The organism is Actibacterium lipolyticum, assembly GCF_900184935.1.
Classification (GTDB): Bacteria; Pseudomonadota; Alphaproteobacteria; order Rhodobacterales; family Rhodobacteraceae; genus Actibacterium_A; species Actibacterium_A lipolyticum.
Map to the genome: position 1 here is coordinate 1,305,479 of NZ_FXYE01000002.1, position 13,953 is coordinate 1,319,431.

Sequence of the window (13,953 nt, forward strand, 5' to 3'; positions counted from 1 at the left end):
AAAGATATGCAGGAGTCAGTGATGGACCTTCAAGCGGAAGTGCGCGATCAGGCGCTTGTCGTCGCCGTTCAGGAAAACCGCGTGGACGCAGCGGTGGCAATTCAGTTCAAAGACAAAATGCGAGAGGTCACCGCCACCCCGCATGAACGTGTGGTGATGGACCTGTCTCTGGTCGATTTTCTGGACAGTAGCGGGCTTGGCGCCGTGGTTGCCGTGATGAAGTTCCTCGCGCCCGGGCGTAAACTTGAACTGGCCGGGCTAACGCCAACCGTCGCCAAGGTGTTTCGCCTGACCCGAATGGACACCGTGTTCACCTTACACGACACCATCGAAAGCGCCTTTTCCGGCGATGCAGACGCCGCATGACCACGGCGAATGGCGGGTGCGGGTTCAAACTGTGTTTCGCAGGAGAGCCCTTTTCGGTTCGTGACGCTTTGGGTCAGGTGACAAACTGGCTGAAAGATCGCGACGTTTGTGAAGAAACCAGAGGCTCGGTCGAACTGGTCCTTGCTGAGGTGTTGAACAACATCTCAGAGCATGCCTACCGCGGAGATCAGCCGGGCCCGGTAGAACTGTCTTTGACGTGCTGTCCATCCGCCGTCTGTCTTTGCCTGCGCGATCAAGGGCACGAAATGCCCGAGGGCAGCCTGCCATCAGGCGCAGCACCGGACGTCAACAAACAGACGCAGGATTTGCCGGAAGGCGGGTTTGGGTGGTTTCTGATAAATACGCTGACCCATGACCTGCGATATTGCCGCGAGGCCGGGCGAAACTGCCTAAGCTTCAAGATGGCGCTGGATATGCCCGCCGACACCGTGCGCGGGGCCGCAAATCCGCCACAATGACTCCTTATCGCCGCCCGATTACCAAGTAATATTAGGGTTGTAGCTGCTTTAGGCTTCCCTCGGCGTCACGTCAACAGCCCCCACCCAGTTCGTGACGCCGAGGTATAATTCCCCCCCGAAAAATCATCATTGGCATCCGCGTCGCCGCGACCTACTGTTATTGTCTGACAATTGACAGGGGATGGTTAGATGCGGGATTTTCACCTTCCGGGGCGCTCGCCCGTATTTGCGGGAAATGGCATGTGTGCAACGTCACACCCCTTGGCCGCGAAGGTTGCTATCCAAATGCTGGAAGCTGGCGGTAACGCCGTTGACGCCGCGATTGCAGGGGCTGTCCTTCTGGGTATTTGCGAACCGCAGATGACTGGCATTGGGGGCGACTGCTTTGTTCTGCTGAAACCCGCCGGAAGCGAAGATATCGTTGCGCTGAACGGATCGGGCCGCGCCCCTGCCGCCCTATCCGCCGCCGAAATGCGCGAACGCGGGCTGACCACCATTCCCCTTGGCGGGCCAGAGGCCGTGACGATTCCCGGCGCGATTGATGCGTTCTGCCGCTTGTCCAAAGACTGGGGCAAGATCGGGCTGAAAGCCTCGCTTGCGCCTGCGATCCATTATGCCCAAGCGGGCGTTCCCGTCGCCCCGCGCACCGCGTTTGACTGGGCCGAAGCGAAAGGCAGCCTTAAGGGCGCGGCGCGCGACTACTTTCTTTTGAACGGCAAGGTGCCCACCCCCGGCCAAACTTTCCGCGCCCCCGGTCAGGCAGAGGTCCTGCGCCGCATCGCCATGGACGGGCGCGAGGGGTTTTACGAAGGCGAAGTTGCCGAAGACATGGTCAATTCGCTTAACGCGCTTGGCGGGGTGCATACGCTGGACGATTTCGCCAACACCGCCTGCGATTACACGCAGCCAATCAGCGGCACCTATAAAGAGGTGGAGTTGGTCGAACATCCACCCAACGGCCAAGGTGCAACCGCAATTCTGATGGCGAACATGCTGGCGCAGTTTGACCTGCCCAGCATGGACCCGTTCGGTGCCCAACGCGCCCATATTGAGGCTGAGGTTGCCAAGCTGGCCTATGATGCCCGCAACCGGTTTATCGCAGACGCAGACCACATCACCCGGCTGGATCACATGCTGGCCCCTGAAACGGCCACCAAACTGGCCGCGCTGATCGATCCGAAGCGGGCAATGGAAAACCCGTCTGTGATAAGCGAGGCCGTGCATAAGGAAACCATCTATCTAACGGTTGTCGATAAAGACCGGATGGCGGTTTCGCTGATTTATTCGGTGTTCCACAGCTTTGGCTCGGGCCTTGCGTCTGACAAATTCGGGATCAACTTCCAAAACCGCGGTGCGGGCTTCACCTTGGAAGACGGGCACCCGAACGAAGCCATCGGCGGCAAACGCCCGATGCACACGATCATCCCCGGCATGGTGAAAAAAGACGGAAAGGTCATCATGCCCTTCGGTGTCATGGGCGGCGCCTATCAACCCAACGGACATGCGCGCTTCCTGACCAATGTGGTGGATTACGGCATGCACCCCCAAGCCGCGATTGACGCCCCGCGCAGCTTTTCAGACGCGGGCAACATGCAGGTCGAACGCGGATATTCCGACGCCGTTCGTGCCGAATTGGCCGAAATGGGCCATTCGGTTTCGATCCCCAAGACGGCAATCGGCGGGGCTCAGGCAATTCTGATCGATCCGGAAACGGGTGTTTTGCAAGGCGGGTCGGACCCGCGCAAGGATGGCTGCGCGCTGGGGTATTAACCCCGGCGTTTAGTTCAGTTGGAACTGAAGCGGATAAAGGCCATCTTCGAAATCCCCGAACAGGTCGGGCAGATCGGGGTGGTCCACCGGTTCGCCCGTTTCATCGGGCAACAGGTTTTGTTCGGAAACGTAAGCCACGTAATAGCTTTGGTCGTTTTCGGCCAGCAGGTGATAAAACGGCTGATCCTTCGACGGGCGGCTATCTTCGGGGATCGCATCGTACCATTCTTCGGTATTTGAAAACATCGCATCGACATCGAACACGACACCACGGAACGGATGCTTCCGATGACGGAGCACCTGACCTAGGTGATATTTGGCGTTCGACTTCAGCATGACGTTGCAACCCCTACACTTCTTTAGTTATCCCTCGTCCAGTGCAATGTCCATGCGGGCGGGCCGAATTTAAGGGAAACAGTTTGTGAACCTCGTCCTTACAGTTCTAGAAATCGTTGCGCCAGTCTTCCTGTTGGCGGCGGTCGGCTTTACTTGGGTGAAACTGGGTTTTGAGTACCGCGTGGAGTTCGTCACGCGCCTTGCGATGACGCTTTCGGTGCCCTGCCTGATCTTCACCGCGCTGATGAAAACACAGATCGATCCGCAGGCGTTGACCACTTTGTCACTCGCCGCGTTCGCGGCTTATGCGGCCGTTGCAGCACTGACTTTGACCTTGGTGGCACTGGCCGGCGTCGACCGGCGCACCTATCTGGCCCCACTGATCTTTGGCAATACTGGCAACATGGGGCTTCCGCTTGCGCTGTTCGCTTTTGGCGAAATCGGGCTTGGTTATGCGGTTGTCGTGTTTGCGGTCATGGCCATCCTTTCGTTCACCATCGGCGTTTGGCTTGTGTCAGGCGGCGGGTCACCCCTGAAGGTGGTGAAAGAGCCGCTTGTCGCCGCAACGGCGCTTGGTGGCATCTTTCTGTGGCAGGGCTGGCAAACACCGACCTTCCTAACCAACACTCTGGAACTGATCGGGCAGATGGCGATTCCCGTCATGCTGATCACACTTGGCGTTGCCGTGGCGCGCCTTAAGGCCAGCCACCTTTCGCTTTCGCTGTGGCTTTCGCTGGCCAAAGTCGCCGTCTGCGTGGGCGCGGCATGGGGCGTGGGCCGCTGGTTCGGCCTTGCGCCCGAACCGTTTGCGGTTCTTGTCCTACAAGTTTCGACGCCGGTGGCAGTCACGTCCTATCTTCTGGCGGAAAAATACGAGGCCGACTCTGAAGCAGTTGCTGGTCTTGTCGTCGTTTCAACCCTGCTTTCGGTGGCAACAATCCCCCTAACCCTCGCATTTTTGATCTGATCGCAAATGTTCCCCGTTCCAACGCGCGGTTTTTTTGCGTATTCTAGAAAAAAACAAAGAATGCGAGAGGCAGATGAGCAGACTCCTTCGCGTAGGCCTATTGGTCTTGCTTGCCGGTTGCGGCGGCGGTGGTGACAAGTCGTCACCCCGAAATCTTGATGATGCGTGCAGCATTGTCAGTCAGCGTCCGGCGTATCTTCGGGCCATGAAAAAGACGGAGCGCCGCTGGAACGTGCCGACGCATGTTCAGATGGCGACCATCTATCAGGAAAGCAAATTTGACGGCGATGCACGCACGCCGGTCAAATATGTGCTGGGCGTCATTCCGATGGGGCGGCAAAGCTCTGCGTTTGGATATGCGCAGGCGCTGGATGGTACATGGGATGAATACAAACAGGCGACGGGCAATCGTGGCGCGCGCCGTGATCGCATCGATGACGCGACCGACTTTATGGGTTGGTACATGAACCTAACGCGTCAGCGTAACGGCATTCCACTGACCGATGCCCGCAACCAATACCTTGCCTATCATGAAGGGCACACTGGGTATTCGCGCGGCACCTATAACAGCAAAAGCTGGCTGGTGCGCGTGGCCGACGATATCGGCCGACGCTCTGAAACCTATCGCAACCAGCTTAGACGCTGCCGTTAATTTCCGGTACGGGCTTCGGTTTCCTGCACGATGTTGAACATCCGCGCGGAAAGCTGAACGCCCGTTTCCAGATCACCCAGAATGACAGTGGTCGCAGAGCCGCTGTCGTCCGTGATGATCCACTGGCGAAGCTGTACGGGGCTGTCGGAAAACACCAACTGAATATTCCCATACTCGGGGTGCTCAGGATCCTGAGCCATGACCGTTGTCGTGTTGCCATCGCTGGTATGGCCGACAACCATCTTGGCGCGGCTAAGGTCCACATTGCGTTCAAGGATCAGGTTCAGCGGTGTGCGCTTAAGCGGGTATTGCTCGGGCGGCTGGTTTGATTTTGGGTCAAACACGGCCACTTGGCCGCCACCTGCCATCACCAACGCATCGTCGGGTGGGGCATATTCAAACCGCACGCGGCCGGGGCGCTTCATGAACATTGTGCCGGTGGAGATGGTTCCATCGGCGTTCACCTGCGTGAACTCCCCCTCAGCCGTGGTGAAGCTGTTGAAATAGGACGAAATCTGCGACAGCGGGATTTTCCCAGCCATCGCAGGAAGGGCGAACAGCGCCGCCGTGGCGGCGACAAGTGCAAAGCGAAACTTTTTCATACCCTCAATTTAGGTGCTCGCCCAAAGGTTTGCACCCTTCATCCGCTCACGAAATCGCGAAAGGCAATTTACTGCTGCTCTGGCACCAGAATCTCGCGCTTGCCGACATGGTTTGCCGCGCTGACAACGCCCTGCTCTTCCATCTGCTCAACCAGCTTGGCGGCCTTGTTATAGCCAACCGAAAGCTTGCGCTGGATGTACGAGGTGGAGCATTTACGATCTTTCAGCACAATCGCCACCGCAGTGTCATAAAGCGCATCTTCCATATCAGTGTTGCCACCGCTGGACAGACCAAGCACCGCGTCGATATCGCTTTCCTTGCTTTCATCCGGGCCATCGACAACGCCGCTCATGTATTCCGGCGGACCGAAGGCCTTAAGGTAGTTCACGATCTCTTCGACCTCTTCATCCGAACAGAAGGGGCCGTGAACGCGGGTAATCTTGGACCCACCGGCCATGTAAAGCATGTCACCCATGCCCAACAGCTGTTCAGCGCCCTGTTCGCCCAGAATGGTCCGGCTGTCGATCTTGCCGGTCACCTGGAACGAGATACGCGTGGGGAAGTTGGCCTTGATCGTACCGGTGATAACATCAACCGATGGGCGCTGCGTGGCCATGATCAGGTGAATACCCGATGCACGCGCCATCTGTGCGAGGCGCTGGATACAGGCTTCGATTTCCTTGCCGGCGACCATCATAAGGTCGGCCATCTCGTCCACGATGACGACGATGTAGGGAATGGCCTTAGGCGCGAATTCTTCGGTTTCGAACACGGGTTCGCCGGTATCATCGTCAAACCCGGTTTGAACGGTACGGCTGAACATTTCGCCCTTGGCCAGCGCGTCTTTTACGCGGCCGTTATACCCATCGATATTCCGCACGCCCATCTTGGACATTTTGCGATACCGTTCTTCCATCTCTCCCACGACCCACTTCAGGGCGACAACGGCCTTTTTGGGGTCGGTCACAACGGGGCTCAGCAGGTGCGGAATGCCGTCATAAACGGAAAGTTCCAGCATCTTGGGGTCGATCATGATCAGGCGGCATTCATCCGGCGTCAGCTTGTAAAGCAGCGACAAGATCATGGTGTTGATCGCGACCGATTTACCAGAACCCGTCGTACCCGCGATCAGCAGGTGAGGCATCTTGGCAAGGTTCGCCACGATTGGGTCACCACCGATATCCTTACCCAGCGCCAATGGCAGCTTCTGATTGCCATCACCAAAGTCACGGGCAGACAGAATTTCCCGCAGAACCACTTTTTCACGGTTCACGTTGGGAAGTTCGATACCGATGACGCTGCGGCCCGGCACGGTCGATACACGTGCCGACAAGGCCGACATCGAACGCGCGATGTCATCGGCCAGACCAATCACACGGCTGGCTTTCAAACCCGGCGCGGGTTCAAGTTCGTACATCGTGACAACGGGGCCGGGACGAACCGAAACGATTTCCCCCTTTACGCCGTAGTCATCCAGCACGTTTTCCAGCATCCGCGCGTTTTCTTCCAACGCTTCATCGGAAAGCTGATGGCGTTCGATCGTGGTCGGGCTGGCCAACAGCGAAAGCGGAGGATGTTCGTAATCGCTGGTCTGCTCTTCGAATTGCAGGGCGGGCTGTGCTTCTTCTTTTGCGCGGCGCGACGGCTGAACCGTCTTGTTTGCCGATGGCTGTACAACCCGGCGCGCTTCGACGGGCGGGGGTTCGTACGCGGGGGGCGAATACACCTGTTCGGGCGCATAATTGGTTTCTTCGACTTGAATGGGTGCTTCAAGCGGGGCTTCATACGTTGCCTCGACGGGTGCGGCCACATACGGATCATCAAGATACGCGGCATCAGACAAGTCTGGTTCGACCGCAAGCGGTTGAGGGGGCGGTGCCATACGCGGGGCTTTGTCTGCGATCAGTGGCTGTGGGCCACCGCGCCGACGCGCAACAGCCGCAGTCGCGACATTGCTGGCGCTAATCGCGGGTTCCACCCGACCACCCTGAAGCGGAGGCTCGGCGCGGCCAGCGTGCAGGCCGGAACCCTTGCGCATACGATTACGCATGACATCCGCGATACGCGCCTTGATACGCTCTTCGGACACGGGCTCGTTATGCGAAGCCAAGGGTGGCAATTCAGGTTCAACCAACTCTGGTGCGGGGTCAGGCACGCGCTTGATCAGCGAAGGCATACGCCCCAGCAGGCTGGGCTTTTCGATTTCTTCTTCTTCAATATCGAACAGGTCGTCGCCTTCGTCATCATCCTCAAGAAGGCTGGAACGATGGATCATGCGTTCGCTTTCGGCCGGACGCATCGAAGAAAAGTCAAACGCGCCTTTCTTTTGCGCTTGCTTACGGTTTTTCAAAGCGTGCACACCGCGCACGGCTTCGCTTGCGCCACGGCCCAGCAGGGTCATCAACGTCGCATAGGCCATGATCAAGCCAACCAACAAGAAACGGCCAATGGTCTTCAGCTCTTGCCGATCAAAGCCAAGCACGAACGACCCAATGGCAAACACCGCGAAAAACGACACGAATGCCATCAACTTAAGGCCAAAGACGGGGGCAATCGGAAGGAAATTCAGGATGGCGCCAAGCACGGTTTCGCCGAACAGCCCACCCATGCCAAATTCATGCGTCCAACCGGCCGAAGGCGTCAGCGTCGTGGCATAGACCGAAGCAACCGCAATGGCGATTGGCGCAAAGATCACCCGACCCAAGGCGCGCTCTTCCCCGCGGTGCAGTACGAAACGCACGCCCCAGCCGATGAACACCAGCGACAGGCCCCAGGCACCCAGCCCGACGATTACATTCAACGGCGATGCAATGGACGCACCGAACCGGCCCAGATAATTCGCCGTAGGCTCATCCGTCGCGGACAACCAGCTTGGATCTTCGGGCACATAGGACGCCAAAAGCAGCCCCACCATTATGCCGATCGCAATCAGCGCGACCCCCAACAATTCTTTCCCGCGTCGTTCGATCGCGGCCTGCATGTTGGTGTCAAAAAGTGGATCACGATGTTTCATCTGATACGACGCCATGCCCTCGTCCTTAACTATAGAGACAGTCACGAAGCTGAATTAGCCCGTGCTGCATTTCTTTGGTTGGGGCCACCATCGCGACCCGGATGTACTCGTTACCTGGATTGTAGCCGCCCACGTCACGGGCCAGATACGCACCTGGAAGGACCCGAACGCCGGTTTCCTTCCACAATTTCAATGCTGCTTGTTCGCCATCTTCCACCGGAAGCCACAGGAAAAAACCCGCCTCTGGGGGCATGTATCCGGGCAGCTCGGCAAAGATTTCGTCGGCAGCATCATATTTCTCGCGGTAAAGCGCGCGGTTTTCTTCCACGTGCGCTTCGTCCGCCCAAACCTTTTGCGCTGCCATCTGCAACGGCAGCGGCAGCGGCGCGCCCGCATAGGCGCGAAGCCGTTTGATCCGCGTGATGCACTGCGGCCCACCGGCCACGAAACCAGACCGTAAACCCGGCAGGTTCGAACGTTTTGACAGCGAATGGAAAATCAGAACCCGTTCGGGGTCTGCACCCATTTCCTGCGCCACCTGAAGGGCACCAACGGGGGCCTCTCCGCGGTAAATCTCGGAATAGCATTCATCTGCGAAGATGCGGAAATCGTGCTTTTCGGCCAGCGCGATCAGATTTTGCCAATACGCGCGGCTGGCAATTGCGCCCTGTGGGTTCGATGGCGAACACAGATAGGCAATCGCCACACGGTCCAGCACATCCGCCGACAATGAAGCATAGTCCGGCAAGTATCCGGTGTCAGGCCCGGCGGACACAAAAACGGGTTCCGCGCCAACGGCAAGCGCCGCAACGGCATAAACTTGATAGAATGGGTTCGGCGTCAGGATAACCGGCTGCTTGCCACGCACCTTTTCCGGGCACAGCGCCATTGCGGCGTTAAACAGCCCCTCGCGCGTGCCGTTCAGTGCCATCACTTGCGTTGCGCCATCCACCGTCGCGCCAAAGCGGCGTTTGATCCAGTTGGCGATTTCACCGCAAAGTTCTGGCGATCCGTCGTTTGGCGGGTATTTTCCGAAACCCGCAGCATTTTCCGCAATGATATCGGTGACCCACGCAGGGAATGCGTGTTTCGGTTCCCCAATCGTCATATGCACGGGCTCTCCGCCCGGCGCATGCACGTCGAGAAGGCTCCGCAGACGCGGAAACGCGTATTCTGGCAGGTTCGAAAACCGCTCGGGAAAGGTCATAGGACCACTTATGCTGCCTCAAAGGATCGGGATCATTTCGCCCCGTTTGATCCCAAGGATACCGACAGTTTGCCGCTTGGTCCAGAAAAAGCCCGCATATTTCGGGCCTTGCCGAACAAAGCTGTGGCTTTTAAGCCAACGCCGTTTCGGCCGCAGCCCCTAACCGCAAAAGCCTCTCTTCGCTGTTTGGCGGCGTCACGAACATAATTCCAGTGGACGGAAGACCGGTTGGAACGCTTAGCGCCGCGCCCCCGGTCAGGTTCCCAATCCGCGTATTACGAAGCGTCAGAAGGTTTTCGGTGACATAATAATCATGATCGTCGATCAGTTTCTGCGCGTTCGGCGGCATATTCGCCGCGCTTGGCATGATAACCGCATCAAACCCCGCAGTCTTTTCCGCCCAGATTTGGCGGAACTGGCGAAGCTTCTGCCACGCCGAAACATATTCCACGCCCGAGAAATTCCCGCCTGCGCGGAACCGTTCTAGGATTTCGGGGAACATTTTATCCGGCGCTGCTTCGATGATGTCTTTCCACGTTGCGTAAGCTTCGACCGTATACAGAACGGGTGACAGGGCCATTGCGGCCTCAAGTTCGGGCACTTCGCGCCGTTCAATGATTGCCCCGGCAGATTGCAGGCGTTCGACTGCACCTTTGAACCCCGCGGCGGGCGCGCCGCGCACATCGTCCAGCGCGATCGTTTCCAGCACCATCAACCGGCGCCCCTTAAGCGAAACACCCCGCAGGTCAGCAGGCCTGCCCCCCTCCAACGCGGCCAGCATCAGCGCCACATCTTCGACGTTTCGGCAAAGCGGGCCGACCGTGTCAAAGCTTTCCGCCAACGGCACCACCCCCTTAAGCGAGACCCGCCCAGCCGTGGTTTTCAGCCCCACCAGATCGTTCCACGCCGACGGAATGCGCACTGATCCCCCTGTGTCAGAGCCTATTCCGCAGGCCGCCAACCCAAACGCCACCGACGCCGCCGCACCCGACGACGACCCACCGGGCACAGCGTCGGCATCGTTGATACAGGGGGGCGTTTGCGTCATCGGGTTCAGCCCCAGCCCCGAAAACGCCAATTCGGACATATGCGTTTTGCCCAAGCACACGGTGCCAGCAGCGGTGGCGTTTTTCACCACCTCTGCATCGACGGGCGGCACCCTGCCCTTCAACAACTGTGATCCTGCTTCGGTTGCCACGCCTGCGGTATCGAACAGGTCTTTCCACGAAACTGGCACGCCATCCAACGGGCCAAGCCGGTGCCCCGACTTTGCACGGGCCGCAGCCGCCGTTGCTTCGGCCATGGCGCGGTCGGGGGTGACGCAGGAATAGATGCGCGCGGCATACGGGCTGCTTTCGATTGCATCCAGAAAGGTGCGGGTCAACGCGACCGGATCAATCTTTCCGCCTGCGATCCCACGGCCCAATTCCGCCGCGCCCATACCAAGCCACTCTTTGCCCATCGAAGCCTCCTGTGATGCCAGATGAACGGTAGCGGCAGGGCAGCGCATGGACAATCCCGCCACGCCGCGCATATTGCATTTCATGAAACATGATTCAGATGTGGTTATCGTTGGCGGCGGCCTGAACGGCCCTGCCCTTGCCTTGGCGCTGGCGCAAGGCGGGCTAAGTGTAACGATTGTGGACGCGCTGCCGCTGGACACGCGTAAGGATGACACGTTCGATGGGCGCAGCTATGCGCTTGCCCTCGCGTCGCAAAAGCTGCTTTCGGCGCTTGGCATCTGGAACGAAATTGCCGACCACGCCCAACCGATCCTGAAGGTCGCCGCGTCCGATGGGCACGCTGGTGAAGGGCCCGCCCCCTTCTTCTTGGAATTTGACCACGCCGAAATCGAAGAAGGCCCCATGGGCTTTATGATCGAAGACCGCTACCTGCGCCGCGCGTTTCTGGATGCGGTCATGGCCGAGGATCGGGTCGCCCACCTTTCGGGCGAAACCGTCGTGGCGCAAGATGTTCAGCCCGGCGGCGTCACCGTGACGCTTCAATCGGGTAAAACCGTGTCTGCACGGGTGCTGATCGGCTGCGATGGCAAACGAAGCGGCACGGCCGAACGCGCTGGTATTTCGCGCACCGGATGGGAATATGGTCAAACCGCGCTGGTCTGCGCGATTGAGCATGAAAAGCCACACGAAGGCACTGCGCATCAATTCTTTATGCCCGCAGGTCCGCTGGCCATTCTGCCCCTGCCCGGCAACCGTTCATCGATTGTCTGGAGCGAAACCACCGACCAAGCCGCAGCCATTCAGGCGATGGATGACGACAGCTACCTTGCCGCCTTGCGCCCGCGTTTCGGCGACTTTTTGGGTGAAATTAAATTGGCCGGCGCGCGCTTTACCTATCCGCTTAGCCTGTCGCTGGCGAATGCGTTTGTCAGTGATCGGCTGGCGCTGGTTGGCGACGCGGCACACGGTGTGCATCCGATTGCCGGACAGGGCTTGAACCTTGGCCTGCGCGACGTCGCCGCCTTGGCCGAAGTCATGGTCGATGCCCACCGCCGCGGAGAAGAGATCGGCGCGATCGATGTTCTGGAACGGTATCAGACATGGCGTCGGTGGGATACGGCTACGCTTGCCGCCGCGACGGACGGGTTCAATCGGCTGTTTTCCAACGATAACCCGCTGCTGCGGGGGGTGCGCGATATCGGCATGGGCGTGGTGAACGCCATGCCGGGCCTGCGCCGCCGCTTTATCCGCGAAGCCGCGGGCCTGAATGGGGAATTGCCGCGCCTGATGAAAGGGCGGCCGATCTAAGCGTCAGTCCAACTGGCGCGCTTCATCGACCAGCATGATCGGAATGCCATTGCGGATCGGAAACGCCAGATGCGCGGCCTTAGACACCAGTTCTTGGTTTTCGGCGTCATAGGTCAAAACGGCGTGGGTCACCGGACAAACCAGCGCCTCTAACATGCGGCGATCCACTTTGATTTCATCGGTCATTGCATCACCTCTTCGTTTGCGCCCCCGCGCAGGGCAAATTCTATCAGCGTGACAAGCGTTTTACGCCGGTCACTTAGCGTCGGTGCCTCTAACAAGGCTTGCTTATCTTCTGGCTGAAACGGGCACAGCATGGAAAGCGAATTTATCAGCAGTTCGTCATCCGCTTCTTTCAGGTTTTCCCAATCGGTCGCAAGCTTCAGTTCGTGAAAATAACGGCCCAAAGTATCCATGAACGTGTCGCGGTCGAACGCATCGTCGTGTTCACTTGTCCCCAGATCGCGTTCGAAACCGTCCCAGCAAACATCGGCACGAACATAGGGGCTGAAACATGTCAGCTCTCGTGTGATGCGATACCGGGACACGCCGCTAAGGGTGATCATGTATCGCCCGTCTTCGGTTTCCGAAAACGCGCTTACCCGCCCGGCACACCCGATGTCGTGCAGTTTTTGCTGTTCCTCGCCCGACGATTGGATGGGCTGGACCATTCCAATCAGGCGATGCGATGTTTTTAGAACGTCCTCTAACATCGCCAGATAGCGCGGCTCGAAGATATGCAGCGGCAAGCGCGCGCGGGGCAACAGCAACGCGCCTGGCAGCGGGAACACCGGAATGGTTTCCGGAAGGTCAGCCGATGAGAACATACCCAACAAGGTAGCCCTTAATCCGCGCTAAGCAAATATCATTGATGAAAGCTTGCGCCGCCCAGCCAATGCAATCGGATCATCGGGCTTAAGCGCGTCAAAGATCGTGAACAGCTGTGTCTTCGCCGCGCCATCATTCCATTCACGATCCCGGCGGAACAGCTCCAACAGCTCGCTTACGGCGCCTTCGACATCGCCCGACGCATGAAGCGCCTGCGCAAGGTCCAACCGCGCCTGAAGGTTGTCGGGATCTGCATCAACAGCGGCACGCAGCTCTGCCTCTGGGCCCGCGTTTTCTGCCTGACGCGCCAGTTCCAACTGGGCTTTCGCAGCATCAAGTTCCGGCGTGGCCGCGACATCAGCAGGTGCGTTTTGAATAAGCGCTTCGGCCTGATCCACTGCGCCCAGCGCCAACTGCGCGCGAACAAGCCCGCCATAAGCGGCAGCGTTCGAAGGCTCCTCGCCCAACACGGCCTCAAAGGTTTGCGCGGCATCTTCGGCTTCGCCCTCGGTCAGCATCTGCTCTGCCGCTTCGACAGCAGCGGAAAGACCTTCGTCTTCGCCCGCAAGGGCGGCGGCCTTGTCCACGAATGCCTTGATTTCAGATGGCGGCAACGCGCCCTGAAACCCGTCAACCGGCTGGCCGTTGAAGAAGGCGTAAACCGTTGGGATCGATTGAATGCGAAGCTGCGCGGCGATCTGTTGGCTTTCGTCAACGTTCACCTTGACCATACGCACCTTACCGCCCGCTTCGGTGACGGCTTTTTCAAGCGCGGGCCCAAGCGTTTTGCACGGACCACACCAAGGTGCCCAGAAATCCACGATCACCGGAATTTCTTTACTGACCTCGACCACGTCTTCCATAAAGGTCGCTTCGGTGATGTCTTTGATCAGGTCACCCGCAGGTGCCGCAGTATCCGTTCCGCCAAGTTCCAGCATGTCATCCCTCAAATAAATCTGGC

The 13,953-nt window shown here is 58.6% G+C and carries 14 protein-coding genes; 6 read left to right on the forward strand and 8 right to left on the reverse strand.

What is annotated here, in order from left to right; translation table 11 throughout:
• Positions 1–21 precede the first annotated feature (21 nt).
• The 3 genes from COL8621_RS15025 (at position 22) to COL8621_RS15035 (ending at position 2,615) form a co-directional block, all read left to right on the forward strand.
• On the forward strand, positions 22–366 hold the full coding sequence (locus COL8621_RS15025; protein ID WP_093968107.1) for an STAS domain-containing protein: 345 nt from the start codon (positions 22–24) through the stop codon (positions 364–366).
• The gene (locus COL8621_RS15030) at positions 363–845 is read left to right on the forward strand and encodes an ATP-binding protein (RefSeq protein WP_093968108.1); all 483 of its coding nucleotides are present in this window, start codon (positions 363–365) and stop codon (positions 843–845) included. The genes COL8621_RS15025 and COL8621_RS15030 overlap by 4 nt, the downstream gene beginning before the upstream one ends.
• Positions 846–1,034: 189 nt before the next feature.
• The gene (locus COL8621_RS15035; protein ID WP_093968109.1) at positions 1,035–2,615 is read left to right on the forward strand and encodes a gamma-glutamyltransferase family protein; all 1,581 of its coding nucleotides are present in this window, start codon (positions 1,035–1,037) and stop codon (positions 2,613–2,615) included.
• 9 nt (positions 2,616–2,624) lie between these two features.
• Here COL8621_RS15035 and hspQ read toward each other — a convergent pair whose 3' ends face one another.
• Positions 2,625–2,951 (reverse strand): heat shock protein HspQ, encoded by a 327-nt coding sequence (gene hspQ, locus COL8621_RS15040; RefSeq protein ID WP_093968110.1) that lies wholly within the window; start codon positions 2,949–2,951, stop codon positions 2,625–2,627.
• An 85-nt stretch (positions 2,952–3,036) separates the two neighbouring features.
• On the opposite strand from hspQ, the gene COL8621_RS15045 reads away from it, so the two are divergent.
• Complete coding sequence (locus COL8621_RS15045; RefSeq protein ID WP_093968111.1) at positions 3,037–3,918, forward strand: AEC family transporter; 882 nt, start codon at positions 3,037–3,039, stop codon at positions 3,916–3,918.
• A gap of 73 nt (positions 3,919–3,991) precedes the next feature.
• Entirely contained in the window at positions 3,992–4,570 is a 579-nt protein-coding gene (locus COL8621_RS15050) for a transglycosylase SLT domain-containing protein (RefSeq protein WP_093968112.1), read from the forward strand.
• Here the strand turns inward: COL8621_RS15050 and COL8621_RS15055 are convergent.
• The 4 genes from COL8621_RS15055 to COL8621_RS15070 form a co-directional block, all read right to left on the reverse strand.
• A complete protein-coding gene (locus COL8621_RS15055) occupies positions 4,567–5,172 on the reverse strand; it encodes a LolA family protein (protein ID WP_093968113.1) in 606 nt (201 codons plus the stop codon). The genes COL8621_RS15050 and COL8621_RS15055 overlap by 4 nt on opposite strands.
• A 68-nt stretch (positions 5,173–5,240) precedes the next feature.
• On the reverse strand, positions 5,241–8,201 hold the full coding sequence (locus COL8621_RS15060; RefSeq protein ID WP_093968114.1) for a DNA translocase FtsK: 2,961 nt from the start codon (positions 8,199–8,201) through the stop codon (positions 5,241–5,243).
• Between the two features lie 10 nt (positions 8,202–8,211).
• A complete protein-coding gene (locus COL8621_RS15065; protein WP_093968115.1) occupies positions 8,212–9,393 on the reverse strand; it encodes an aminotransferase class I/II-fold pyridoxal phosphate-dependent enzyme in 1,182 nt (393 codons plus the stop codon).
• A gap of 130 nt (positions 9,394–9,523) precedes the next feature.
• Positions 9,524–10,855 carry an amidase gene (locus COL8621_RS15070; RefSeq protein WP_235823894.1) on the reverse strand — a complete coding sequence of 444 codons (1,332 nt, stop codon included), beginning with the start codon at positions 10,853–10,855 and terminating at the stop codon, positions 9,524–9,526.
• Positions 10,856–10,901: 46 nt separating this feature from the next.
• Here COL8621_RS15070 and COL8621_RS15075 point away from each other — a divergent pair, with 46 nt between their 5' ends.
• The gene (locus tag COL8621_RS15075) at positions 10,902–12,164 is read left to right on the forward strand and encodes an FAD-dependent monooxygenase (protein ID WP_235823895.1); all 1,263 of its coding nucleotides are present in this window, start codon (positions 10,902–10,904) and stop codon (positions 12,162–12,164) included.
• A 3-nt stretch (positions 12,165–12,167) separates the two neighbouring features.
• On the opposite strand, the gene COL8621_RS15080 is transcribed toward COL8621_RS15075, so the two are convergent.
• Genes COL8621_RS15080 through trxA form a run of 3 tightly spaced genes read right to left on the reverse strand, consistent with a single transcriptional unit; the run spans position 12,168 to position 13,930 of the window.
• The gene (locus COL8621_RS15080; RefSeq protein WP_093968117.1) at positions 12,168–12,350 is read right to left on the reverse strand and encodes a Trm112 family protein; all 183 of its coding nucleotides are present in this window, start codon (positions 12,348–12,350) and stop codon (positions 12,168–12,170) included.
• Complete coding sequence (locus COL8621_RS15085) at positions 12,347–12,991, reverse strand: LON peptidase substrate-binding domain-containing protein (RefSeq protein ID WP_093968118.1); 645 nt, start codon at positions 12,989–12,991, stop codon at positions 12,347–12,349. The genes COL8621_RS15080 and COL8621_RS15085 overlap by 4 nt, the downstream gene beginning before the upstream one ends.
• Positions 12,992–13,018: 27 nt before the next feature.
• Positions 13,019–13,930: a thioredoxin gene (gene trxA / locus COL8621_RS15090; RefSeq protein WP_093968119.1), complete on the reverse strand. Its 912-nt coding sequence runs from the start codon at positions 13,928–13,930 to the stop codon at positions 13,019–13,021.
• Positions 13,931–13,953: the final 23 nt, after the last annotated feature.